The 23,549-nt window shown below is 52.0% G+C and carries 23 protein-coding genes and 1 pseudogene; 22 read left to right on the forward strand and 2 right to left on the reverse strand.

The window, feature by feature from the left end; all coding sequences use genetic code 11:
* Positions 1-52: 52 nt before the first annotated feature.
* The 11 genes from gspG to gspE all read left to right on the forward strand — a co-directional run bounded on the left by gspG (position 53) and on the right by gspE (position 11,183).
* Entirely contained in the window at positions 53-511 is a 459-nt protein-coding gene (gene gspG, locus ACZ52Z_RS19865; protein ID WP_464268506.1) for a type II secretion system major pseudopilin GspG, read from the forward strand.
* Positions 512-526: 15 nt separating this feature from the next.
* A complete protein-coding gene (locus ACZ52Z_RS19870; protein ID WP_464270830.1) occupies positions 527-1,078 on the forward strand; it encodes a pilus assembly FimT family protein in 552 nt (183 codons plus the stop codon).
* Between the two features lie 8 nt (positions 1,079-1,086).
* The gene (locus ACZ52Z_RS19875; RefSeq protein WP_464268507.1) at positions 1,087-1,515 is read left to right on the forward strand and encodes a type IV pilus modification PilV family protein; all 429 of its coding nucleotides are present in this window, start codon (positions 1,087-1,089) and stop codon (positions 1,513-1,515) included.
* Positions 1,496-2,179, forward strand: coding sequence for a PulJ/GspJ family protein (locus ACZ52Z_RS19880; RefSeq protein WP_464268508.1), 684 nt, complete (start codon positions 1,496-1,498; stop codon positions 2,177-2,179). Before ACZ52Z_RS19875 ends, ACZ52Z_RS19880 begins: the two co-directional genes overlap by 20 nt.
* Positions 2,169-3,218 (forward strand): type II secretion system minor pseudopilin GspK, encoded by a 1,050-nt coding sequence (gene gspK, locus ACZ52Z_RS19885; protein WP_464268509.1) that lies wholly within the window; start codon positions 2,169-2,171, stop codon positions 3,216-3,218. The genes ACZ52Z_RS19880 and gspK overlap by 11 nt, the downstream gene beginning before the upstream one ends.
* A gap of 24 nt (positions 3,219-3,242) precedes the next feature.
* Complete coding sequence (gene gspL, locus ACZ52Z_RS19890; protein ID WP_464268510.1) at positions 3,243-4,712, forward strand: type II secretion system protein GspL; 1,470 nt, start codon at positions 3,243-3,245, stop codon at positions 4,710-4,712.
* Positions 4,712-5,254 carry a type II secretion system protein GspM gene (gene gspM / locus ACZ52Z_RS19895; protein ID WP_464268511.1) on the forward strand — a complete coding sequence of 181 codons (543 nt, stop codon included), beginning with the start codon at positions 4,712-4,714 and terminating at the stop codon, positions 5,252-5,254. Before gspL ends, gspM begins: the two co-directional genes overlap by 1 nt.
* Positions 5,255-5,327: 73 nt before the next feature.
* Positions 5,328-6,260: a type II secretion system protein GspN gene (gspN, locus tag ACZ52Z_RS19900; protein WP_464268512.1), complete on the forward strand. Its 933-nt coding sequence runs from the start codon at positions 5,328-5,330 to the stop codon at positions 6,258-6,260.
* On the forward strand, positions 6,236-7,042 hold the full coding sequence (locus tag ACZ52Z_RS19905; RefSeq protein ID WP_464268513.1) for a type II secretion system protein N: 807 nt from the start codon (positions 6,236-6,238) through the stop codon (positions 7,040-7,042). The genes gspN and ACZ52Z_RS19905 overlap by 25 nt, the downstream gene beginning before the upstream one ends.
* A 112-nt stretch (positions 7,043-7,154) precedes the next feature.
* Positions 7,155-9,443 (forward strand): type II secretion system secretin GspD, encoded by a 2,289-nt coding sequence (gene gspD / locus ACZ52Z_RS19910; protein ID WP_464268514.1) that lies wholly within the window; start codon positions 7,155-7,157, stop codon positions 9,441-9,443.
* 45 nt (positions 9,444-9,488) lie between these two features.
* Positions 9,489-11,183: a type II secretion system ATPase GspE gene (gene gspE, locus ACZ52Z_RS19915; RefSeq protein WP_464268515.1), complete on the forward strand. Its 1,695-nt coding sequence runs from the start codon at positions 9,489-9,491 to the stop codon at positions 11,181-11,183.
* Here the strand turns inward: gspE and gspF are convergent.
* Positions 11,173-12,399 carry a type II secretion system inner membrane protein GspF gene (gene gspF / locus ACZ52Z_RS19920; protein WP_464268516.1) on the reverse strand — a complete coding sequence of 409 codons (1,227 nt, stop codon included), beginning with the start codon at positions 12,397-12,399 and terminating at the stop codon, positions 11,173-11,175. The two genes, gspE and gspF, sit on opposite strands and share 11 nt — an antisense overlap.
* A 192-nt stretch (positions 12,400-12,591) precedes the next feature.
* Here gspF and ACZ52Z_RS19925 point away from each other — a divergent pair.
* Positions 12,592-12,777, forward strand: a pseudogene (locus tag ACZ52Z_RS19925) (SelT/SelW/SelH family protein); the annotation flags it as partial.
* Between the two features lie 33 nt (positions 12,778-12,810).
* On the opposite strand, the gene ACZ52Z_RS19930 reads toward ACZ52Z_RS19925, so the two are convergent.
* Positions 12,811-13,314: a metal-dependent transcriptional regulator gene (locus ACZ52Z_RS19930; RefSeq protein WP_464268517.1), complete on the reverse strand. Its 504-nt coding sequence runs from the start codon at positions 13,312-13,314 to the stop codon at positions 12,811-12,813.
* Between the two features lie 268 nt (positions 13,315-13,582).
* On the opposite strand from ACZ52Z_RS19930, the gene recN reads away from it, so the two are divergent.
* From recN to rsmH, 10 genes are all read left to right on the forward strand, one after another.
* The gene (gene recN, locus ACZ52Z_RS19935; RefSeq protein ID WP_464268518.1) at positions 13,583-15,277 is read left to right on the forward strand and encodes a DNA repair protein RecN; all 1,695 of its coding nucleotides are present in this window, start codon (positions 13,583-13,585) and stop codon (positions 15,275-15,277) included.
* Positions 15,274-16,320 carry a thiamine biosynthesis protein gene (locus ACZ52Z_RS19940; protein WP_464268519.1) on the forward strand — a complete coding sequence of 349 codons (1,047 nt, stop codon included), beginning with the start codon at positions 15,274-15,276 and terminating at the stop codon, positions 16,318-16,320. The genes recN and ACZ52Z_RS19940 overlap by 4 nt, the downstream gene beginning before the upstream one ends.
* Positions 16,305-17,855, forward strand: coding sequence for a tRNA nucleotidyltransferase/poly(A) polymerase family protein (locus ACZ52Z_RS19945; protein WP_464268520.1), 1,551 nt, complete (start codon positions 16,305-16,307; stop codon positions 17,853-17,855). The genes ACZ52Z_RS19940 and ACZ52Z_RS19945 overlap by 16 nt, the downstream gene beginning before the upstream one ends.
* Positions 17,843-18,487, forward strand: coding sequence for an SAM-dependent methyltransferase (locus tag ACZ52Z_RS19950; RefSeq protein WP_464268521.1), 645 nt, complete (start codon positions 17,843-17,845; stop codon positions 18,485-18,487). The genes ACZ52Z_RS19945 and ACZ52Z_RS19950 overlap by 13 nt, the downstream gene beginning before the upstream one ends.
* A 95-nt stretch (positions 18,488-18,582) precedes the next feature.
* Positions 18,583-19,332: a YebC/PmpR family DNA-binding transcriptional regulator gene (locus ACZ52Z_RS19955; protein WP_464268522.1), complete on the forward strand. Its 750-nt coding sequence runs from the start codon at positions 18,583-18,585 to the stop codon at positions 19,330-19,332.
* A 14-nt stretch (positions 19,333-19,346) separates the two neighbouring features.
* Positions 19,347-19,832, forward strand: coding sequence for a crossover junction endodeoxyribonuclease RuvC (ruvC, locus tag ACZ52Z_RS19960; protein ID WP_464268523.1), 486 nt, complete (start codon positions 19,347-19,349; stop codon positions 19,830-19,832).
* A 111-nt stretch (positions 19,833-19,943) separates the two neighbouring features.
* Positions 19,944-20,567: a Holliday junction branch migration protein RuvA gene (ruvA, locus tag ACZ52Z_RS19965; protein WP_464268524.1), complete on the forward strand. Its 624-nt coding sequence runs from the start codon at positions 19,944-19,946 to the stop codon at positions 20,565-20,567.
* A gap of 40 nt (positions 20,568-20,607) precedes the next feature.
* The gene (gene ruvB, locus ACZ52Z_RS19970) at positions 20,608-21,654 is read left to right on the forward strand and encodes a Holliday junction branch migration DNA helicase RuvB (RefSeq protein ID WP_464268525.1); all 1,047 of its coding nucleotides are present in this window, start codon (positions 20,608-20,610) and stop codon (positions 21,652-21,654) included.
* A gap of 415 nt (positions 21,655-22,069) precedes the next feature.
* Complete coding sequence (mraZ, locus tag ACZ52Z_RS19975; protein WP_464268526.1) at positions 22,070-22,609, forward strand: division/cell wall cluster transcriptional repressor MraZ; 540 nt, start codon at positions 22,070-22,072, stop codon at positions 22,607-22,609.
* 6 nt (positions 22,610-22,615) lie between these two features.
* Positions 22,616-23,533, forward strand: coding sequence for a 16S rRNA (cytosine(1402)-N(4))-methyltransferase RsmH (rsmH, locus tag ACZ52Z_RS19980; RefSeq protein WP_464268527.1), 918 nt, complete (start codon positions 22,616-22,618; stop codon positions 23,531-23,533).
* Positions 23,534-23,549: the final 16 nt, after the last annotated feature.

Below are 23,549 nucleotides of genomic sequence, written 5' to 3' on the forward strand. Positions count from 1 at the left end.
TTTTATAACGTTTTTTCGCCATTGAACGGCGCAATAATAAGGAGTTACACAGATGATGGAAAGGAAACAGGCTTGGCTTGTCAACACCAGCCAGGGCTTTACCCTTATAGAATTGATGGTGGTCATGGTCATTCTCGGGGTCCTGGCAGGGCTGATTGTTCCCCGGATTATGGACAGGCCGGAGGAAGCAAGGCGGACCAAGGCGGCCATCCAGGTTCGTTCATTGGAGCAGGCGCTCAAGCTCTACAAGCTGGATAATGGGCAGTACCCCTCTACAGAGCAGGGATTACAAGCCCTCGTTGAGGCGCCGTCAGTAGGAAGGCTGGCGAAAAAATGGCGGGATGGTGGTTATCTTGAGAAAGGAAAAGTGCCGCTTGATCCGTGGGAGAATGATTTTGTTTATATCAGTCCCGGTCTGCATGGTGATTTTGACCTGATCAGCTATGGACCGGATAATGAACCGGGTGGGGAAGGGATTGATGCTGATATCAACAATTGGGAATTGGAGTAACATACTCTGTCCCCTCTGTTTCGTTCACAGACCGCCGGTCGCTCGGGCGGCTTTACCATGTTGGAACTGGTTCTGGTCATGGTCCTGATCGGTATAACCATGGCCTTTGCCGTACCGCGTCTGTCGAGTTTTATTTTTGTCGATCCATTAAAGCAGACCGCACGCAGGCTCAACCTGCTTATTACCACCACTGCACAGTTGGCGGTGAGGACTGCTCAACCGTATCTGATAGAGTATGAGTCGGAGACCCGGCAGTTTCGGGTGACGGCTGTGGAAAAGGAAGAAGTGGAGAGCGGTTCGTTTCTCTGGGACGATGACACGTCGGATCTTCCTTCGCTGCAACTTCCTGATTCCGTCCTGCTCAAGGACATTCTTTTTGCCGACAGGGAGGTCTCGAGTACCAAGACCATTTCCCTGTGGCTGAGCGACAGGGGGTACCTGGAGCCCTGCCTCATTCATCTGCAGGATCTCGACGGCAAAGAGATGACCCTGGTGCTCTCCCCCTTTGCCGGCAGGATAACCCACCACGGGATCTATATTCCGCTCACGGAAGATACCTTTCGGTAGTCGCTCGCATGCAGCTTTCCACGCTTGTCAACAGGAACGGATTCACGCTGCTTGAAGTTATGATTGCGGTGGCAATTTTCGCCATAGCCTTGACAACCCTGCTCGGTGCGCAGTCGCAAAGTCTCACCATCGTCACCGATGCGCGGTTTGATACCATGGCCGCCTTTTTGGCTCAGGAAAAGCTCACAGATCTCCGGGGTACGAATTTTGATGACATCTATACCGATTCCGGCACCTTTGACGAGGACTTTTCCACCTACTCCTGGAATCTGGAGGTTTCTGAGCCTACTGAAGAGGACATCGGTGCAGAGGTCATCGATGGCATGCTGAAACACCTCATCCTGCGCATCGCCCTGGAGAATGATGCAACACGAACGTTTGTTGTCCAGACAACCCTGATGAAAAGGATTCCACCCCATGAGCAGGATGGGCAGTAGGGGCTTTACCCTGCTGGAGGTCCTACTGGCCGTCACCATCCTTGCGGTTGTGACGGCCATGGTGGGCTTTGCGCTGAGCAGTACCATCAGTGTGTTGGAGGCAACAGACAGACAAAAGTACATTTATCGTCAGGCACGGGTGACAATGGAGCGAATGCGTGAGGACCTCGCTGCAACTGTTGCCGATCCGGCCGTCGGTTTTAACGGGGAGGACAACGAGCGAAGCGGGTATCGGGCTGATAGCATCCGCTTCGGCTCCATGGCCGGTCTAGTTTTTTCCCGGGATACTGTAGCCAGGCGACCGGCGGCCATCACCTACACAACGGTGGAGGATGAACGTACCTCAGGGGCGCTGAAACTCCTCCGTTCCGAAATTTTTGCCCTGCAGGAGAGCGAGGGGGGGGAAGAAGCCGCATTTTTGTTATGCGATAGTCTGCGGTCAGTTACCATATCCTATCTTGATGCAGAGGGTCAAAAAAATGACACGTGGGGGTGGTTGCCTGAGGATGAAGAAGGGGAAGAGCGGGGGCGTACGTTGCCGGTAGCGGTATTTATTGTACTCGAATTTTGGCAGGATGAGGAACAGGAGGCGGTCATTTCCTTTCGCTCTGCTGTGTGGCTGCCGTCCGGTAGCATACAGCCGGAGACTGAAGATGAACAGTAGTCGCAAGCGCCTTGGCCAGCAGGGGGTCGCCCTGCTGATTGCACTCATGGCAATCACCTTTCTTGTGACCATGACGGTTCAGCTTATGGTGGATGTTGATGGGCAGGTGGAGGACGCCGCAGGACTAGGGGCCGCAGTGGCAGCGGAGAATGCCGTTACCACCGGCCTTTCCCTTGTGCAGGCGCTCCTGTACAGTGATCAGCAGACCGATACCTATGATTCTCTGCATGACGGCTGGGCCACTATCGAACCGGGGCAGTTTGCGTCCCTGACCGGTGATGTGTCCCTTTCTGTGGAAGTGGTTGACCTCTCCGGTCGGCTGCAGGTGAACGCGCTGCTGGAGGAAAATATTGCCGGTGAACAGGAGCAAAGCTCCGCAGAAGTACGAACAGCTGAGGCGCAGGAAAAGAAAATCGAGGCTATCCGGCAACTTTGGCAACGGCTGCTTCTTTCCGGTACATTTGCCATTGAGGATGAGCAGCAGGTTGATGAGCTATTGGATGCCATCAGGGACTGGATCGATGCTGATGATGATAGTCGTGCATTTGGCGCAGAAAATGCATATTACCAATCACTTGATCCACCGTATCAGTGCCGTAATCAGCAGATACTTGTCAAAGAGGAGTTGCTGCTGATTAAAGGGATGACACCGGCATTGTATTACGGCGATGAGGAGCATGAGGGGCTTGAGCAGTATATCACTGTTGCCGGCAATGATGGAAAACTCAACCTGAATACAGCTCCGGTGCCTGTCCTGCTGGCCCTGCATGCGGAATTAGAGAGTGATATGGTTAATCTGCTGACCGAATTCAGGGAAGAAGAGGATAACCGTGAACTACTGGCAGACCCCGCTTGGTATAAGGAGGTAGGTGGTTTCCCTGGAGACATTACGCTGGAGGAAGAACTCCTGACTACCACTGCCAAAGCTTTTTTGCTTACCATTACCGGTGAACGTCAAGGCATTCGCCGGCAAGGCATAGGAGTGTTACTGCGCAATGACAATCATGAGCAAAAACTCCAATACTGGGGGGTTCAGTGAATACAGAGAAGTGGTATAGCCCCAATGAATAAGCAGGTCCTAGGGCTCTATATCGGTGATGAGTCCATTGCCGGTGTCGTGATTGAGCAGCAGGGGCGGCATGGAAAGCTGGTCGCTTTTGCCTCGATTTCCTTCAATGAAGGCGGTCCTCTTTCCACTCCGCTTGATTCGTTTTTTGATCGTCTGCAATGGCAGGGGGGCGAATGTATTTGCGGCTTTTCTCTAGCCTTCACAAGTGTGCGTAACCTGGAGCTTCCTTTTGCTGACCGAAAAAATATTGCCCAGGCCCTGCCGTTCGAACTCGATGATCAGCTGATACACTCCAGCGATGAACTGATTACTGATTTCAGTATCCTGAACACCGAAGAAAACAGCAGTCAGATACTGGCCTTTGCGGTGGAAAAGGCATTGTTGGCCGGTATACTCGATCAAGCCAGGCGGCATGGTGTCGACCCGGTGGTAGTGGTTCCGGCAGCGGTCTCGGTGGCCGATGCCATTGGCCGGCGTCTTGGCAAGGAAGCTGTGATGATAATGCATGGCGGTGCCAATGGGGTCGAATTGATACTGCTTGGCAATGGTGGATGCAGGGCATGCCGGTATCTGCCGTATGCACTGCAGAACACCAGCAACCAAGAGTTGGATGTGTTGCCGGTAGAGGCCTTTCGGGTGGTGGGTGCGGGCACCTTGCAGACTCTTGGCTTCGCCCATGCCATGGGGATGGCGGCTGATACAGTTGACCGGGTGATTATTACCGGTGCGCTTGCGAGTAGCAGGACGGGGTGCGATGAGCTGTCGACCTTGCTGGGAATCAGGGTGGAAACTATTGACATCAACTCCCTGCTGGATATCGATCCGGGGGAATTAACAGAGGAGTCCCTTCGTGACCCGGTATATTCTCCAGCCCTCTGCCTGGCCCTTCATTCAAGCGGAAGAAAGGCGCCCTATAATTTTCGCCAGGGAAACTTTGCCTACAGGTCTTCCCTTCTGGCTTCCAGGAAACAGGTTATGGCCGCGGCAACAGCGGCCACAGTCCTGGTAAGCGCAATTGCAGGTTTTTTTCTGGTGGATCACAGCCGATTGACGGCTGAAAATAATCGCCTGCAGGAACGGATGGAGCAACTGTACCGATCGCAGTTTCCCAGTATAACCCGTGTGCAGGATCCGTATGTCCAAATGCAGGTTGCCCTGCGGGAGGTGCAGGCAACGGAAACAGAGGTGCCCATTTACGCCGGAAAGCAGCAAATGCTCGATGTCCTGGCCGATATTTCTGCCCGGATTCCCGAACGGGTAACTCTGCAGGTTTCCAGACTGGTGGCTGACCACAAGGGCGTGCGTATGCGCGGAGTGACCGAAACCTTTAACAATGTAAATGAAATAAAGGGGATGTTGTCCCGATCTCCCCGTTACAGTGCCGTGAAAATCGTCTCGGCAACAGCTGACGCGAAAACCAAAAAGATAAGGTTTGAATTGCAGCTGGATATACAGGAAAGCTGATGCAGTTGTCATCCAGAGAAAAAATTGCGGTCTCCATAGGAGGAACAAGCGTTGTCCTTTTTCTCCTGCTGCAGTTGTTTGTATTTCCCATGGTGGAAAGCAGGGAAAAGCTGCAGAAAAGCGTCATGACCCACGAGCAGCATCTGCTGGAGATGCAAGAGCTGCAGCAGCAGTACGCCGCGTTCAGCAAAAAAAACGACTCGATTGCCAAGGTGCTCGAAAAAAGGCCGGCAGGGTTCAACCTATTCGCTTTTTTAGAAAAGAATGCGGCTGAAAGCGAGGTAAAAGAACAAATAGCCTATATGAAACCCTCGGCGGTTACCGAGAATGAATTTCTCCAGCAGAGCATGGTGGAGATGAAGCTACAGGCCATCAGTATAAAGCAGCTTGTTGCTTTTCTTGAGCGAACAGAATCTCCGCAGAACCTGGTCGGGATTAAACGGTTATCCATCCAGGAAAATAGGAAGGAACTGGGAACGCTTGATGCCACGCTGCAGATTATCAGTGTGGATGACATGCTCGCAGGGAGAACTGTACAGTGAATGGGAGGTATCCGACAGGCTACCTTGCCAGGCAGCAAAACTTGCAGCAGGTGCGTTATGGGGGGAGTCTTCCATGAACAGGCGGCTAAATTGGGGGAAGAGCATTGTTTTGTACGCACTCTTTACGGCTGGAGTGACTGTATTGCTGTTATGGCTGCTGTTTCCTCGTGATTTTCTTCGTCAGTGGATCCCGGCATACCTTTCAGCCAGCTTACCGCAGGTAACGGGAAAAGTGGGAGCACTCGAATTGTCCATGCCCTGTAAACTGGTGTTGACCGACCTGGAATTCCATAGTTTCTCAACTGATCAGCAATTGTTGCGTATAGAAAGGGTCGATATCCAGCCTGATGTATCCAGCCTCATGAAATTGGAGCTTGCTGTGCATTTTACCGCCCGTCTGTATGAGGGAAGGGTATCAGGCCGGGTTAGATTTGACTCTCAGGACAAACGGTTTAGCATGGTTAGCGGAGAGATGACGGCCACAGACCTTGCTGATGTTTCCTTTTTACGGAAAACTCTCGATCGTGAGGTTAGCGGCCTGGCGTCCGGCCAGTACAGCGCTCGTATTAATCTGGAGGATAAAACGGTGGAAGGGGCACAAATCGACCTGGAAGTCAAGCAAGGGACTGTCGGCCTCAAAGAAGCCCTGCTGGGACACCGTGAGCTGCCCTTTTCGCGTACGTTTTGTCAATTGTCGCTACGAGGGGCGTTGGTTGAGATTGAAAACGGGGTGGTGGAATCCGAGTTGCTGCAGGGCACTTTTTCAGGAAAAATAGAGCCGGCGGCAGCGTTTGCCAATGCGCTGGTAAACGTTACTGGGAGCCTGCGACCACGACCGGAATTTTTCGTCCATGTGCAGGACCAAGCGCTTTTACAAACCCTCCGAGGCCGGTTGAATAATGAGGGAGTCATCTTTACGGTCAGCGGAACAGTAGCAAGTCCCGGATTGGAAATGGGTGAACTGGCACCTTTGCTGCAGGCATGGCAGAAGAGAACGGAGCAATAACGGTGGCCCGGATACTGATAACTTTACTGTGCCTTACCGGGCTCGTCTATGGCGGCGTATCGTTGTGGTACGATCGGGTACAGGAGCGAATGGCAGAGATTTTGCCGGTGTCGCAAAGTGATCAGGTGCCCCAGCGGGATTCGACCATTGAGCAGCCGTCAGGGGAGGCGGAGCAAAGCGGACCAGTGGATCACCAGATCATTGTGACACGGAATATTTTTCAAGCCGTGGTTGATATTGCAGGAGAAAAACAGCCTGTTGAAGCTGAGAGCCTTGAGGAGACTTCTTTGCAACTTGTTCTTTTGGGTACGGTTGTCGGGGACGAAGAAAATGCTCGGGCAATAATCGTCGATGAGAAAGAAAAGAAACAGGAGCTGTATCGCATCGGAGACAGCATTCAGAACGCCAAAATAGAGAAAATAGTTCGGGGGAAAGTCATTCTTGATGTCAATGGACAAACCGAAGCGCTGACGATAAAGGAACGAAAAAGTAATGGCAGGGCCGCCCCGGAGGTGTCAGACCAACAAAGGGCTTTGCAACGTACAGTGCCACAACGGCGTGTGCCGGTGGTCAGGCCAACGCGACGTATAAGTTTTCGTGAAGGGCTCCAGGCATCCCCAGATCTTCCTGAAGTGGTTGAAGAGCCCGAAGAACCGCTGGAAAATGAAGATGATGAAGAATATTTGGAAGAAACAGAAGATTTGGAGAGCGAGGAAAGTGCAGAAGAAGTAGACCAAGCTCCTGAGGCTGTGGATGAGGATTATATTTTTGGAGACCAGTAAGCAAGTGGCTAAGGCCCGACTGCAGCGGCAAGACCGACCGTACTGATAAGTACAAGTGAAAATCGTTGGTTGAAAAAGAAGCGCGGTAGGTGCGCCCGTGATGGATGAATAGATGGAGCGAGAGAGAGAAATGCGCAATAAGGTGTGGAATCCATGTCAAAATGTTTTGCAATGGATGGGGGTGCCCCTCATTGTTTTGTGTTGCCTCGGCCTGCTGGGAGCCACGTTCGAGCAAAGTTACGGAGCACCGCCAAAGGTAGTTGCCCAACGGTATGTGACCATTGACTTCAACGATGTCGATATTAATCTTTTTATTAAGTATATCAGTGAGCTGACTGGGAAAAATTTTATTGTTGACCGTGCTGTCAAAGGCAATGTCACCGTTATTTCCCCCACACGTATTTCAGAAGATGACGCCTATCGAGTTTTTGAATCAGTGCTGGAAGTGCACGGATTTACCACCATACCCAGTGGTTCGGTGACTAAAATCGTCCCTGCTGTACAGGCTCGCTCCAAAAATATAGCCACTCTCTTGCAGACTGACCCGGAGATGCCGGAAGATCGAGTGGTTACCCGAATTGTCCCTCTGGTCCATACCAACGCCGATGATCTGAAAAAGATACTTTCCCCTTTGATCTCAAAAACCAGTGTGCTGATCTCTCATGCCCAGTCAGGTATACTGATCATTACGGATGTTCAATCCAATATCAATCGGCTTATGGAAATCATTGAGGCTGTTGATGTACCCTCCATTGGCGAGGAGACCGTCACCATAACTCTGGAGCATGCCGATGCTACTACCGTGGCCAAGTCCCTGCGGGAGTTGTTCGCCCAGCGTACCGTCAAGGGGCGACGCACCAGTGAGACCGTCAAAATCATTCCCTATGAGCGCACAAATTCACTGATTGTTTTTGCCTCCCGGACCAATGTAGACAAAATTTTGAGTCTGCTCGAACAATTGGATCAGGAGATGCCTCGTGGGGAAGGTAAGGTACGGGTCTATTATCTCCAGCATGCCAATGCTGAAGAAATGGTCAAAGTGCTTACCAGCCTGCCAGGAAAAACTGATACCGCAGGAAAACAGACCGGCAACAGGGCTGTGGCGCCTGTCTTATCCTCGAATCTGAATGTTATGGCGGATCCAGAAACCAATGCCCTGATCATTACCGCCCCCAGGGAGGAATACCTGGTCCTGGAGGACGTTATCAAGCAGCTCGATATTCCCCGGCGCATGGTGTACATGGAAGCGCTGATCATGGAAGTGCAGGTCTCAAAAGACTTCACTATCGGAGTTGAGTGGGGAGGAAGCGGTACCTTTGACGATGAGACCGGCGAGCTTTTTGGTGGGTTTAGCGGAAGTCAGACCAATCCCTACGGCGTTCTTGGAGGTTTAACCAGCGATCCTGCTGTGCTACCAGGAGGATTTACCATGGGGGTATTAAAAAAGGGGATTGAAATAGGAGGGGTTTATTTTCCTGACCTTGGCGCCGTAATCAACGCATTTAAAAGCGATGACGAGATTAATATTATTGCGACGCCGCAAATTCTGACCATGGATAATAAAAAGGCTGCAATCAAAGTAGGCGAAAATGTGCCGTACATTACCAGCCAGAACACTACCACCGCCCAGCAGGATTACACCCAGTATGAGTACAAGGATGTGGCAACAACCCTCACCATCACCCCTCAGATCAACCAGGCCAATGTAGTTCGCCTGGAGATCGGTGTTGAGGTGATCAAGTTAAAAGTTACAACTGCGGACAGCTTTACGCCTACGACGTTTACACGGACCGCAGATACCACCGTTGTTGTTCATAATGAGGAGACGGTGGTGCTTGGCGGGATCATTGGTCAGGACACTACGGCCGGAGAATCAAAAGTACCCTTGCTTGGTGATATTCCACTTCTCGGCTGGTTGTTTAAATCAAGAAGTGAGAATGAGACCAAAACCAATCTTTTTATCTTCATTACTCCCCATATTGTCGAAAACCCGGCAGAGGTTGCTGAGCTGTATTACAAGAAACGCGACATTATGGAAGACGTACAGCCAGGATCCTCGGAGATACCTGATCGTTTTTTCAATAAAACGCCAAACCCCGAGCATGCGATTGCCCTGACTGATATGGGCTTTGGCAAGCTGCAGAACAGCCAGTTCGAGGAAGCCAAAGACTATTTTGTCCAGGCGCTTAAGATCGATCCGGATAATCCCTATGCCACGATCAACCTCGGTGTTGTGTATGAGCGTGAGGGGAACAGGGCTGCAGCCCGTACCATGTATGAGCGGGTATTGGAGCTCGACCCTGCTGATCGGCCGACAGCTGATGGTTGGCAGCAGGGGCCATATGAGGCTCTCAAAGAGCTTGCACGGGAAAATATCCGTCATCTGAACGCCCAAGAATAAAGTGACGTTGACGTGCAGCCACTGGAGCAGGAGAACAAAGTTACTATGCAACCGTTGGGGGAAATACTGGAGCAGCAGTTTGGAGTGTCTGCATCGGAAATTGACGCTGCCCTTGAGGTGCAAAAGGAAAAAGGCGGTCGGCTTGGTGAGATTCTGGTGCAGCAAAAGCAGCTTACCGAGGAAAGCCTCTTGGAGGCGAGAAGTCTGCAGAGTAACCTGGAGTTGATGCCTTTGCTCCCGCGGGAGATAGAGCCCTTTTTTGTTGAGCGTATTCCCATAGGGTACCTGAAACGGTTTAAAATGATCCCAGTGGCAACACGGGAGCGTTCGTTTATTGCCCTCGCAGAACCCTTGTATATCCAGCAGCTGGATGATTTGAAGCGCGAACTGCAGTGGGAGGGGGTGGAGACAGTGCTGGCGCCACAGAATGAGATTTTTGTGGCTATTAACAGCGCCTATGACATGACCAGCCAAGATGCTGCCGACCGAGTCATGCAGGATATGCATGAAGAAGACCCGGAATCCATCCTTTCGCAGATCGAGGAGACGGCTGATCTTCTTGACGACACCAGCGATGCCCCGGTTATCAAGCTGGTGAACCTCGTTCTTTCTCAAGCAGTGCGTGACGGTGCCAGCGATATTCACATAGAACCCTACAAGAATCGAGTGAAAATCCGCAAGCGGGTGGATGGGATCCTTTATGATATGTATTCACCGCCTCGCCATGTGCTCGGAAAGTTGATCTCGCGAGTCAAGATCATGGCCAAAATGGATATCGCTGAAAAGCGTTTGCCCCAGGATGGTCGGATAGAGATACGCATAGCTGATAAGAATGTCGATATTCGCGTCTCCACCTTGCCCACGGCCTTTGGTGAGCGGGTAGTCATGCGGCTGTTGGATAAATCCAGTGCCTACCTGCCGCTTGAAGACCTGGGGCTTGTAGCCCAGGATCTGGCACATTTTCTTCACCTGATCAAGGCTCCGCATGGAATTATTCTGGTCACCGGTCCCACTGGAAGCGGCAAAACAACCACCCTCTATTCAGCCCTGGGCATACTCAACAGCCCTGATGTAAATATCATTACCGTGGAAGACCCCATTGAGTACCAGATGGACGGGATCAGTCAGATGCAGGTTAACACCAAGATCGGCCTTTCCTTTGCCAACGGGCTGCGAACCATTGTACGCCAGGACCCGGATGTTATCCTTGTGGGAGAGATCAGAGATCTGGAAACTGCGGAGATAGCAATCCAGGCTGCTTTGACCGGGCATCTAGTTTTTTCAACGCTGCACACCAATGACTCTGCCAGTGCCATAACCCGGCTGATCGATATGGGAGTAGAGCCGTTTCTGGTTTCCTCATCGGTGAATGCCATCCTCGCTCAGCGCTTGGTTCGCCAGATCTGCCCTGACTGCAAGGAGTCTTTTGTTCCCACCAGGGAATATCTGGAAAAGGCGGGGTTGGATCCCGCTGAAATGACGAGCAAGGAACTGTTTCGTGGTAAAGGGTGTCCTGTCTGTTTTGAAACCGGCTACAAAGGAAGGATTGGTATTTTTGAACTGATGATCATGACCGATGAGCTGAAAGATTTCGTCCTGACGACCTCTGATGCCGGACAGATCAAAAACAAGGCCCTGTCGATGGGGGAAAGCGGAATGATCACCCTGCGTCAGGACGGGCTTCGCAAAGTCCTTGCAGGGCAGACAACCCTGGAAGAGGTGTATCGCGTTACCGGATAAGCTGATTCATCTCAAAAATCGGCAGCAGAATGGAAATCACGATAAAACTGACTGCCACGCCCATAACCAGGATCATGACCGGTTCAATCATTGAGGTCAGTGCCAGTATTTTTGCTTCAACCTCTTTTTCGTAGTTATCAGCTGCTTTTTCCAACATTTTTTCAAGTGCACCACTCTGTTCGCCAACGGCTATCATCTGCACCAGCATGGGGGGGAAGTAGCTGCTGCCCCGAAATGTCTGCGACAGGCTTTTCCCTTTTTCAAGCTCACTGCCGGCATGCTCAATTATTCCAGCAAGCAAAACATTGTTGACAATGTTTTTCACGATCTGCAGTGAGGTGATGAGGGGAACACCTGCGGCGAGCAGGCTGGCCAGGGTGCGGCCAAAGCGGGCTGCGGCAATTTTGGTGTTCAGGTCCCTGAGCCCAGGCAGGGTCAGTTTTCCTCTGTCCCAGAGCCGTCTTCCTTTGGGGCGGCGAAAAAAATAGGCAAGGCCGAAGATTACTAGGGTAATGGCAATGATCACCAGCCACCAGTATTGCTGTAGAAACGTGCTGGTAGTGATAAGCAACAGCGTCGGCAGGGGAAGGGCCTGTTGGGTGCCCTCAAAAACAGAGGTTATACTGGGGACGATAAAGACAATCAGCAGCACCAGCACCACAATGCCCACAATGGCCATAAACAGGGGATAGAGCAGTGCCGCCTTGATTCGGGAACGAAGAGCGGCTTGATTTTCACCGAACTCGGCCAGTCGCTCGAGCACTACATCCAGGGAACCGGATGCCTCTCCGGCGCGAACCATATTGATATATATTCGTGAAAAAAGGCGAGGGTGTTCTTCGAGCGCAGCTGTCAGAGAATTCCCCTCGTTGATAGCGTCTTTGATCTGGGCAATGGTTTTTTGAAAAAAACGATTAGTGGTTTGCTCGATCAGGCCGTCCAGGGCTTGGACCAACGGGATGCCCGCGCCAAGGAGGGTGGAGAGCTGGCGGGTGGCTACATGGATTTCCTGCTGCTTGATCTTACGACCAATATGCAGACTCAAGGAAGTGGATGCGGATGATTTTTTCGCCCTGGCTGTAGTCTCCTTCAATTCGACGGGGTAGGCTCCCTGGGCACGAATTTTCTGGCGCGCAGCGGTCAGAGAGTCGGCGTCGAGGATGCCTTTTGTTTTTTTACCCGAACTGTCAAGGGCGATGTATTCGTAAACGGGCATAGACGGTGGCTAAAAGAGGCGAAAGGGTGGGGGCTGCAAAGAAAAATAACACCCCGCAGGTCTTGCAGCCTTTTTGAGATGTGCTAAACTAGCCAGTGGTCTCGGCAGAAGCGACATCAATTTTCTTTATCTCCGGAAAGGTTAATCATGCAGGTTGCAGTTGAATATTGCGCACAGTGAAACTATAAACCGCGAGCTTCCAGTTTGAAAGCTGAAATTATCGAGGCGTTTCCCCAACTGGCTGAGGTTACCCTTGTCGCCGGTTCCAATGGTGTCTTTGAGGTGGTTCTCGATGGGAAATGTTTATTTTCAAAGAGGGCGGTCGGTCGATTTCCTGAAACTGGAGAGATTGTGGAATGTCTCCGGCAATGCATATAGAGCAGGTTGGCGTATAACCAGCATCTGTTTTCGTTATAGGTCTGCTTTTTTCCCGAGGCACTGAGAAATGCACTCAGCGCAGGTGTCCTTCGGTGCTCCCTTCTGGCAGAAATCTGCAAATCCTGCGATCAGCTCTTTGCCTCCTCGTGGGCAAATTTCCAGGAATTTAATAAACTGCACCATGCGGTGTATGATTTCCCTAGGGGCTGTGTGCTCGATTTTGCAGGCGCCGTCTTCGGCAAGATCGTGATCAAGCGCCAGCACAGCGGTGAAAAACTGTTTCAAGGCTTCGTGTCGCTCAATCACATCCTCCGCCACCTCACGTCCCTTTTCAGTCATGGTGATGACTTCATAGGGAACATAATTGATGAGCCCTTTTTTTGATAGGGCACGGAGGGCTTCGGTTACCGACGGACCGCTGACATCGAGCCGGGAAGAAATATCTTTACCACGGGCAACCTGCTTTTCCGTAACGATGTGATAGATTGCTTCGATATAGTCTTCAAGGCTGGCGCTAAGCTGGGGACTGGTAGACACGGTATCATCCTTTGTGGTAAATTGTTTGCATCGTCTTGAAAAATACTGCCAAGCGGGGGGACCGTCAAGGGGAATGATGTGCCTCCTTTGCGGCCGATGTCCGGCCTGCTACCCCGAATACTTTTTTTATCTCTTCGCAGGTATCTGTCTTCCAATACTTTAGGCAGATGGATTGCATTGCTTTTTTGAGACGAATCAGGCAAAGAACAACGCAAAAATATAACTATCCCATAACTATCCCACATCGGAGCGAATAAGGCTCAGAACAATGCTTCACGAACTTCGAGTACAGAATCTCGCCCTGGTTGATGCGCTGCAATTTGATGTGTCCGAGCGTGTCAACGGATTGATCGTGCTCACCGGCGAAACCGGGGCGGGGAAATCTATCATCTTGCAGGCGATTCATCTTCTCGGGGGCGGACGCAGCTCCTCCTCCTGGGTACGCAATGATTGCGAGCAGGCCTCTATCGAGGCGCTTTTTGAAATCGGTCCGGAGCAGAACGTTGTGCGTGAACTCCTTGATGAGCATGCCTTGCACAATGGATCGACCTGCATTGTACGAAGAATTATCACCCGGCAGGGCCGCAGTAAGGTTTTTATAAATGACAGGCTGGTTACGGCGCGTACCGCAAGGGAGCTTGCGGACGGGCTGGTTAATGTTGCCAGCCAGCACGATAACCAGGAACTCCTCTCCACCCGAAGTCATCTGGATTTTCTTGACACCTATGGCGAGCTCTGGTCACTGCGCAAGCAGTACACCCGGCTGTTTACCCAATGGCAGAGCTTGTCGAGCCAGATCAGGGAACTTCAGGAAAAGGAACAGGAAAAGGAACAGCACAAGGATTTTCTTTTTTTTCAGCTTGAGGAAATCGAGAGTGCCGGGTTAGTTCCCGGAGAGGACGAACAGTTGCAGCGGGAACGGGATACCCTGCAATCCTCAGCAACCCTGCTTCAGCTTGCCGATACTGCTCAACAACTCTTTTCTGGTTCCTTTCTGGAGAATCTGACGGGGGTCAGAAAGCAGTTGGAGCAGCTCAGTGCCTTGGATCCATCGGTTGCCGAACTGGCTGGTCGAGCGGTATCGACCTGTTATGAGATAGCTGATATCGATCAGGAGTTGGCACGCTATATTCAGACGGTTCCCACTGATCTTTCCAGGCTGGAGAGCATTGCTGAGAGGCTGGCACTGCTCAAACAACTGCAGAGGAAGTACGGTGCCACGGTGGAAGAGGTACTACGTTTTGCCGAAAAAACCCGTCAGGAGGTGGAAGAACTGGAGGGGCTGGAAGAACGTATCGAGGCCCTGGAACGTGAATTGGAAACTGTAAGCACCAGGGCATTGCTCAAGGCAACCGATCTTTCCGAGGCGAGAAAGGATGCTGCCCGCCACCTGGAAAAAGCCATGCAGGAAGAGTTGGCTTCCCTGAGCTTTCATCAAGCGGTTTTCCATGTGCAGATGACTGTTCCAGACGGGCTTGGTTTGGACGGGGTCCAGAGCAGTGGTCGGGATTTGGTTGAATTTCTGTTTTCCGCCAATCCCGGGGAGCCGCCCAAACCGCTGGCGAAGGTCGCCTCAGGGGGGGAATTGTCGAGGTTGATGTTGGCCATGAAATGTATTCTCGCCCGTCGGGACCGGGTGGACACGGTTATTTTCGATGAGGTGGATGCAGGTGTCAGCGGACAGGCTGCCGAGGCGGTGGCCGAAAAAATACGGGAACTGTCCGGACACCATCAGGTGTTCTGCATTACCCACTTGCCCCAGATAGCGGCAGGAGCGGATATTCATTTTAAGATTGAGAAACGGGTTGAGGAAGGGCGCACCAGAACGGTCATGTTTCGTTTGGATAGCCAGCAAAAAATCGGAGAGCTGGCACGGATGCTTGGCGGAGAAACACCGACAGATCAGACCCTGGCCTATGCACAGGAACTGGTAGAAAGGAATCGGCAAGGGAGAGAAGAGTGAAAAAAACGGTTGCGCTTGGCCTTTTTTCCGGGGGGCTCGATTCCATTCTTGCCTGCCGGGTTGTCGCTCGGCAGGGAATTAGGGTGATTGCCCTGAAGTTCGTGACTCCTTTCTTTGATTACGAGCTGCTGGAGAAAGAAGCGGCCTACCAGGCTGAAATGAAAGCCAAGTATGGGCTTGAAGTGGTGCTGGTTGACCTCAGCGATGGGTACCTGGAGCTCTTGCGGCACCCCCGGCACGGTTTTGGAAAGAACTTTAATCCCTGTATCGATTGCAAGGTGCTCATGTTGACAAGAGCGAGGGAACTCATGGAGCAGTTCCAGGCATCGTTTCTTATAACCGGTGAGGTAATGGGGCAACGGCCCATGTCTCAGCGAAAGGATACTTTACGGGTGATCGAGCGTGAGGCGGGATGTACAGGGGTGCTCTTACGCCCTCTGAGCGCCAAATTGCTTCCACCGACTAAAGCAGAGGAGGAAGGGCTGGTCGATCGCCGTCAGCTTTACGGTTTTTCCGGCCGTGGACGAAAACCGCAGATAGCACTGGCCAAAGAGCTGGGGATAAGCGAATACCCCAACCCGGCCGGTGGATGCATACTTACGGACCGCAACTTGGGCAGGAGAATTGAACAGTACTACGCCGGAGCCTACCCTACCGGAGAGCGTCCGCTTTCCGTGGATGATATTCAACTCCTGCTAACGGGACGCCAATTTTTCTTGTTTGGAAAATATTGGCTGATTGTGGGGCGGAATGAGACAGAGAATCTACGTATAGCCTCCTTCTATCGCTCCGGAGACTGGCTGCTGGAGATGCTTGTGCATCCCGGGCCCACAGCGCTGCTGCGTTACGCTGAGACGCAGGTTGAACCTGAGGAGCAGGAGGCTGTTATCCATGCTGCGGCTGGCCTTATCGTTTACTATGGGAAAAAGGTTGACGGGGAAAAGAGGCCGGCAATGGTGACTATCACAACAGGACAAGACAAAACGCAACAAACCTTTGAACCGGCTTCAGCTGAGGATTTCGCCCATTGGCAAATCGAGTAAAGGGAGCGCAAACCACGGGGATGGAGCCCCGTATCAGTCGGCAACAGCTAGCCACATTGCTGCCGCAGTGGTTGATCGACAGGCTGGCGAATTTGCGCGAGGAATATGGCCAGTCCGTCTACCTTGCCGGCGGGACTGTTCGCGATTTGTTGCTGGGAAGTCCTCCTGCAGACATCGATCTAACCGTTTCCGATGGAGCCCGGCAATGGGCAAGGTCTCTGGCGACGGCTACGGGAGGAACTTATATTCCCTTGGGGCGGAAAGAGGATGCTGCGAGAGTGGTGTACAGAGAAGTGGTGGTCGATTTTTCTGCTTTTCGCCAGGAGGCCGCTAGGTTTGACCAGGAGTTGAGAAAGCGGGATATTACCATTAATTCCATGGGGATATGTCTGGATGCTTTTTTGGGAGGCGGGAGCAGGCAGGGTGATGTTTTTTTCGATATCGTTGATCCAACCGGCGGACTGCAGGATCTTGTCAGGGGCGTAATTCGAGCATCCAGTCAGGATGCACTCTCGAGCGATCCGCTTCGTCTCCTGCGGGTGTATCGATTTGCCGCTGTTCTCGGATTTTCGGTTGAGCCGGTCACCCTGAGATGGATTCATGCCCTTGCCGGGCTGATTACAACCATCTCTCCAGAGAGAGTCAGTCATGAACTGGACCTAATACTGGCCACCCGGCAGGCAGCGGCATCATTTCGAGCCATGGCTGACAGCAATCTGTTATGGTCAGTTTTTCCTGAGCTGCGAGAAGGAATGAAGGGCCGGCAGCGGGCAAACCATCATCTGGACGTTGTCAATCATAACCTGGAAACCCTCCATCAGGCGGAGCAACTACTCGATTCTCCTGACAGCGGTTATGCCGGACAGAGCGCACACATGACAGCGTATTTTGCGGAGAGGAAAAACAGTGACGTCTGCAAGTGGGCCGCCCTCCTGCATGATGGGAGAAATTTACATACCCGCGTCGTTGATTCAGTCGGGGGACAAGGACGAAACACCTACAAGGAGGATCATACCAGAGCAGCTGTGGTCAGGGCAATCGGCCAAAGGCTGCGGTGGAGCAATCAGCGGATTGAGGGGGTGACAATGCTTGTTGTTCATTATATGTACCCTTTTCATCTGTTGAGCATGGCAGGAGGACAGGTCTCTTTTTCCACAAGAGCCTGTATACGCCTGATCACTACGTTGGGGGAGGCTCTGCCCGGAGTGTTTGTGCTGGCCATGGCCGGCGCCCTGGCCGGGCATGCAGATCCGCGATCAGGCGAGGTGGCGTCTGAGCTGGCCAGACTGTTTGACCGGGTGGAGAGGGTTCGATTGGAAAATGTTCTGCCTGTGCTCTGCGCGGCACCGCTAATTACGGGGCATGACTTGATCCAAGAGCTGGGGCTGCAGCCGGGACCGCAATTCAAGCGCATATTGGAAGCCGTGCGGGAGCGACAGATGGAACAAGTGATAACAACCCGAGATGAGGCACTGCGCTGGGCGAGGACCCTGGCTGCAAGAGAAAGAGAGGAAGAAAAACCGTGCGTAAGGTAAACGATTTTTATTTTAAAAAAGCCAAAAAAGAGAAGTATCCGGCTCGCTCGGTATACAAACTCGACGAGGTGCAACAGAAATACAGGTTTATGAAAAGAGGCCAGCGAATCATTGATTTCGGTTGCCACCCGGGAAGCTGGAGCCTGTATGCCGCGGAAGCGGCGGGGGAGCGAGGAATAGTTGTCGGGGTTGATCTACAGCCGACTGATATTCCCAGTCAAAAACCCAATGCTGAAATTCATTGGCTCTGTTATGATGTCTTCGCCGAAGATCTGGTCGAGCGGCTGCGCAGCCAGTGGCCTGGTTTTCACGTCGTATTAAGCGATATGGCGCCACGGACGACCGGAAGTCAGTATGCCGATCACCAGCAATCCATGCGCCTGGTTCGTCGGGTGTTGGAATTGGCCGTCTCCCTCCTGCACGAAAATGGAACCATGTATGTCAAGGCGTTTCAGGGCGAGGACTTTCCTGCTGTCGTACAGGAATGCAAACCTCTGTTTCAAACCGTTAAAGTGGTAAAGCCCCAGAGCTCGAGACGTGAAAGTCGGGAGGTGTTTATTCTGGGACGAGGCTTTCGTCCTCAGCCAGCTTGCCGATCAAGTGCTGCACCACCCAGTAATGCGATGAAGTGAGGGGGAGCGCAGAAAGTGGTCCTTATCAGGAGAGAGTATTGCGCCAACATTAGCTGTATGGTTTGAAAAAATAGAACAGTCAAGGGAGTTTATCAGTGTCAGGACATTCGAAATGGAGCACAATCAAACGAAAAAAAGGGGCAAATGATGCCAAGCGCGGCAAAATTTTCACCAAGTTGATCAAGGAAATCACCATTGCTGCCAAGATGGGCGGAGGCGATCCCGACGGCAACCCCCGCCTGCGAAGCGCGGTAACGGCGGCCAAAGCCGAGAATATGCCCAAGGATAACATCGAGCGGGCGATCAAGAAGGGGGCCGGTGATCTCGACGGTGCCAACTACGAAGAGATCCTCTATGAGGGGTATGGTCCGGGCGGAGTTGCGGTGCTGGTTGAGACCATGACCGATAACAAGAATCGAACTGTAGCTGATATTCGTCATTTTTTTGCCAAGAGTGGCGGCAACCTCGGTGAATCAGGATGCGTGGCCTGGATGTTTGATAAAAAAGGCTCCATCATGGTTGATAAGGAGGGCATCGACGAAGAGACGTTGATGGATATCGCCCTGGAAGCAGGGGCTGAGGATGTGATTGAGGAGGAGGAAGCTTTTCAGATCCTCACCGAGCCTGAGGAGTTTAGTGATGTGGTTGATGCTCTCGAGAAAAGTGAGGTCAAATGCTCGGAAGTTGCTGTTTCTATGATACCAAAAAACGTGGTAGAGGTGACTGAAGAAAAACCCGCTAAGTCACTGTTGAAACTGCTGGAAAACCTCGAGGATCATGATGACGTGCAGAAGGTGCATGCTAATTTTGATATTCCCGATGAGTTGATGGAGGTGCTTTCCTGAGCCGTGGGCACGAGGTGGTCCGTATCCTTGGCGTAGACCCCGGTTCAAGGGTTACAGGGTATGGCGTGATCGCCGCTCAAGGACAGGACATCGGTTTTATTGCCTGTGGAACCATCCGGACATCCCATGAGAAGGAGTTTTCCCGGCGGCTTGCTGTCATCTTTCATGGCTTGACCGAGGTGATCCAGACCCATAAACCCCAGGTTGCGGCAATTGAGGATGTTTTTGTTGATCGGAACCCGCGTTCGGCACTCAAGCTCGGTCATGCCCGAGGAGCGGCGATTGTCGCGATTATGCAGCATTCCCTGCCAACCTATGACTATACTGCCAGAAAAGTCAAACAGTCCATTTCCGGTTATGGGCAGGCAGACAAGGAGCAAGTGCAGCATATGGTTATGACGTTGCTGGAGCTTGAAAGACGCCCATCCAGCGATGCAGCCGATGCTTTGGCTGTGGCTATTTGCCATGCCAACTATATGGTGTTTGAGCAAAGGCTGTAAAGAAGTGGGCGTGTATTACCTGCAACTGATACCCCCTAAAGGAGGTTTAGTGGTCTATTTTCTGGTATGTGGGCGTCTTGAACGTGTGTCCGGCGGGAATGACCTGGTAACATGATTGCTTCACTCAGCGGGTTGCTCCGCCAGAAGAGTCCGGATTCGCTCGTGCTGGATGTACAGGGAGTCGGGTATGAGGTTTTTATTTCATCGCGAACGTACGACCATCTGCCGGTAGTCGGAGAAACGTGCTTTCTGTTGATTCATACCAACGTGCGCGAGGATGCGATTACCCTCTTTGGCTTTGAGCGTCAAGAATCCAAGGATCTTTTTCTTCTCCTGGTAAGTGTCTCCGGAGTCGGGCCGAAATTAGCACTGGCAATTCTCTCCGGTCTTGGCACCCGTGAGCTGACCACGGCTATCAGTATGGAAGACTTTAGTCGCCTTACCGCGATTCCGGGCGTTGGCAAGAAAACCGCCCAGCGATTATGTGTAGAGCTTGGGGAAAAGGTCGGAAAACTGACATCAAGCGCTGTGGAGGGCCCACCGCCGGCTACAGCCGGCGGGCAAGCTCCAGGCAATGTGGTGCAGGATGCGGTTTCCGCGCTTGTCAACCTGGGGTATCCCCAGCAGCAAGCCTGGCAAGCGGTACGCAGGGTGGAGAAACAAGAGAGTGATCACAGCACCGATGGGATAGCCGTGGAGGAACTCATTCGTCTAGCCCTGCAAGGGATGAGCTAGTGCACCGATACTGCCAGGCTGTCGAGGCAAGAGAAACGCAATGAATCATGAAGAGGAACTTACCGGGAAACGTCTTCTTTCCGGCGAGCAGCATTTGGGTGAAGGCCAGCCAGCAGTAGACCTGCGTCCGGATTTGCTGGAGCACTATATCGGTCAGGAGCAGTTGAAACAGAGTCTTCGTATTTTTATCGAAGCTGCGCGTAAGCGGGGTGAACCGCTCGACCATGTTCTTTTTCACGGATTTCCCGGCTTAGGCAAGACCACTTTAGCCTATATCATTGCCAATGAGATGAATGCCAGTATCAAGGTCACCTCTGGGCCGGTTATCGAGCGTCCTGGTGATCTTGCGGCAATCCTCACCAGCCTGCGGGAAGGGGATGTTCTGTTTATTGACGAGATCCATCGGCTAAATCATGTGGTGGAGGAAATTCTCTATCCCGCCATGGAGGATTATCAGCTTGACCTGGTTATCGGACAAGGACCGGGAGCGAGGTCGGTGAAGATGGATCTTCCCCGTTTTACACTGGTCGGGGCCACCACCAGAACTGGTTTGCTCACCCCGCCGTTGCGAGATCGCTTTGGGGTGATTCTGCGACTTGATTTTTATACTCCCGAAGAACTGAAAACGATTGTTCAACGGGCAGCCAGGCTTTTTGCTGTGGAGATAGATGATAAGGGGGCCATGGAACTGGGGCGACGTTCCCGGGGCACTCCACGGATAGCCAACAGGCTCCTGCGAAGAGTTCGTGACTTCTCAGAAGTTGTGGGACAGGGAATCATCACCGGCCCTGTTGCCGATAAAGCGCTGACCATGCTTAATGTCGACAGTCTCGGACTTGATGAAATGGACAGGCGTATTCTACTTACAATTATTGAAAAGTTTCAAGGGGGGCCAATTGGTCTGGAAACCCTTGCCACAGCGGTCTGCGAAGAGAAAAATACCCTCGAAGACGTCTACGAGCCTTTTTTGATACAGTCAGGTTTCCTCATTCGAACACCCCGCGGAAGAATGGTGACGGAAGCGGCCTATGCGCATTTTCATCGCACCGTTCCTCGCCCTGTACAGCAGTCACGCCTTTTTGATTAGCGCTGCCTGCGTTTTTCTTACCGGGCACCCCTGAAGGTCTTTTTTTGCGGAGTAATATCTCCTCATTTCTCTTCCCCCGATCCGGATGCTCTCTTGGTGTTTTGCCTTAAAAGGGAATGGTTTGTGGAAGCCGATAAATAAGCAGCATTTTTCCCCACTTTGCACCCCCTTTGCGTGCACGTCTGAATACCATCGCTCTGATATACTAATCCCCCTTCAAAAAAACTGATGTATTTCAATCGGATGGTTGTGGTCTAAATTGGAGGCGCTTGTCTCTGTTGACTTCAGTGGAAGATGTAAATCCCCCCCTTTTCTAGTAGTGTCACTTTTCGTAGATACCATATGTAGTGTCTCTTGTTTTTGGTCGACCGGGCAACCCTTTGATCTTGTGTGGAATATCTCTTGACGCACCCCTGTGCTTAGTATAAAAATGGGGTTAGGTGGTGAAGAGTGGTTTAAAAGGGTTGTCAGGTGGCTACGTGGTCCATTGAAAGAAAAGATCAAAGAATATAGGTTTCGCAGCCGTTCCGAGCATACCCTGGATAGTAAAGGGCGGCTGAACATCCCGACCAGATTTCGGGAAGTTCTGCGTGAAGTCTACACAGAGAACCTGATCGTGACCAACTGGCACAAATGCCTGCGGGCATACCCCGTCGCTGAGTGGGAGGAGCTTGAAGAAAAACTGATCAATACAGAGGGGATGCCGCCTGGATTTGATGATTTTGTAAGGTATATCATTTCCGGTGTTACCGAATGCACTGTGGACAAACAGGGACGAATACTCGTTCCCGGTACCTTGCGGACAGAATTCAATTTCGGCAAGGAAGTGGTGTTGAACGGTATGCTTCATCATTTTGAAATTTGGGATAAAAATGCCTGGGTTGAACAAACCAGAAAAACAAGAGACCGCTTTGCTGATTTCAGTTCAGGGCTCTCTTCCCTGGGTATTCTCTAGCAGCCCATGGCGACCGGAAGTGAAGCAATACATGTGCCAGTCCTTGCCGAAGAGGTTTTGCACTGGCTGGCCCCGCATCCGGGAGGGGTATATGTTGACGCGACCCTCGGTTTAGGGGGGCATACGGAAGCCTTGCTGCAGGGTGAGCCACGTATTGAAAAGGTGATAGGGTTTGAGTGGGATGGGCAGGCTGCTGAGTTGGCAACCGAGCGCCTGGCACGCTTTGGCAAACAATTTGTTTTGGTGCCAGCTTCATATGTAGAGTTGGAAACACAGTTGCACCGTCTCGGTATATCCGAGGTCAGTGGACTGGTTGCTGACCTGGGAGTGTCCTCTTTGCATCTCGATAACGCGGAGCGGGGATTCACCTTCAGGGAAGATGCACCACTTGATATGCGAATGAGCGAGCAGGTTGAAGTTCCGGCGTCAACCTTGGTTGAAAAGCTATCCGAGCAGGAACTTGCCGATATTTTTTACCACTACGGTGAAGAGCGACAAGCAAGAAGGATTGCACGGTTTATAGTGGAAGCCCGAGAAAAAACGCCAATACAAACAACCGGTCAACTGGCGGCGATTGTGGCCCATGCAGTGCCTGTAAAATACCACCCAAAAAAAATCCATGTCGCAACCAAGGTGTTTCAGGCCCTGCGCATCGCTGTGAATCACGAGTTTGAAAATATCAGCAGCTTGTTGCAGGCTGCGCCCCGAATGTTGGCAGAAGGCGCCAGGGTGTGCATCATCAGTTTTCACTCCATAGAAGACAGGGTAGTGAAACAGGCTTTTACAGCCAGTGATAGGTATCGTACGTTGATCAGGAAACCCGTTCAGGCTTCAAGGGAAGAAATTTTACGTAACCCAAGGGCACGCAGTGCGAAGTTACGAGTGGCAGAGATAGGCGGGAAAAGTCTTTCTGCAGCTGACTAAGAGCGAGGAGGTGGAA

This window comes from Desulfogranum aggregans (assembly GCF_055398265.1).

Excerpts from the sequence above, each read along its gene's own strand:
- gspG (WP_464268506.1), top strand. The coding sequence starts at position 53 with ATGATGGAAAGGAAACAGGCTTGGCTTGTCAACACCAGCCAGGGCTTT.
- ACZ52Z_RS19875 (WP_464268507.1), top strand. The coding sequence starts at position 1,087 with ATGCAGCTTTCCACGCTTGTCAACAGGAACGGATTCACGCTGCTTGAA.
- ACZ52Z_RS19880 (WP_464268508.1), top strand. The coding sequence starts at position 1,496 with ATGAGCAGGATGGGCAGTAGGGGCTTTACCCTGCTGGAGGTCCTACTG.
- gspK (WP_464268509.1), top strand. The coding sequence starts at position 2,169 with ATGAACAGTAGTCGCAAGCGCCTTGGCCAGCAGGGGGTCGCCCTGCTG.
- gspL (WP_464268510.1), top strand. The coding sequence starts at position 3,243 with ATGAATAAGCAGGTCCTAGGGCTCTATATCGGTGATGAGTCCATTGCC.
- gspM (WP_464268511.1), top strand. The coding sequence starts at position 4,712 with ATGCAGTTGTCATCCAGAGAAAAAATTGCGGTCTCCATAGGAGGAACA.
- gspN (WP_464268512.1), top strand. The coding sequence starts at position 5,328 with ATGAACAGGCGGCTAAATTGGGGGAAGAGCATTGTTTTGTACGCACTC.
- ACZ52Z_RS19905 (WP_464268513.1), top strand. The coding sequence starts at position 6,236 with ATGGCAGAAGAGAACGGAGCAATAACGGTGGCCCGGATACTGATAACT.
- gspD (WP_464268514.1), top strand. The coding sequence starts at position 7,155 with ATGGAGCGAGAGAGAGAAATGCGCAATAAGGTGTGGAATCCATGTCAA.
- gspE (WP_464268515.1), top strand. The coding sequence starts at position 9,489 with ATGCAACCGTTGGGGGAAATACTGGAGCAGCAGTTTGGAGTGTCTGCA.
- gspF (WP_464268516.1), bottom strand. The coding sequence starts at position 12,399 with ATGCCCGTTTACGAATACATCGCCCTTGACAGTTCGGGTAAAAAAACA.
- recN (WP_464268518.1), top strand. The coding sequence starts at position 13,583 with ATGCTTCACGAACTTCGAGTACAGAATCTCGCCCTGGTTGATGCGCTG.
- ruvA (WP_464268524.1), top strand. The coding sequence starts at position 19,944 with ATGATTGCTTCACTCAGCGGGTTGCTCCGCCAGAAGAGTCCGGATTCG.
- ruvB (WP_464268525.1), top strand. The coding sequence starts at position 20,608 with ATGAATCATGAAGAGGAACTTACCGGGAAACGTCTTCTTTCCGGCGAG.
- rsmH (WP_464268527.1), top strand. The coding sequence starts at position 22,616 with ATGGCGACCGGAAGTGAAGCAATACATGTGCCAGTCCTTGCCGAAGAG.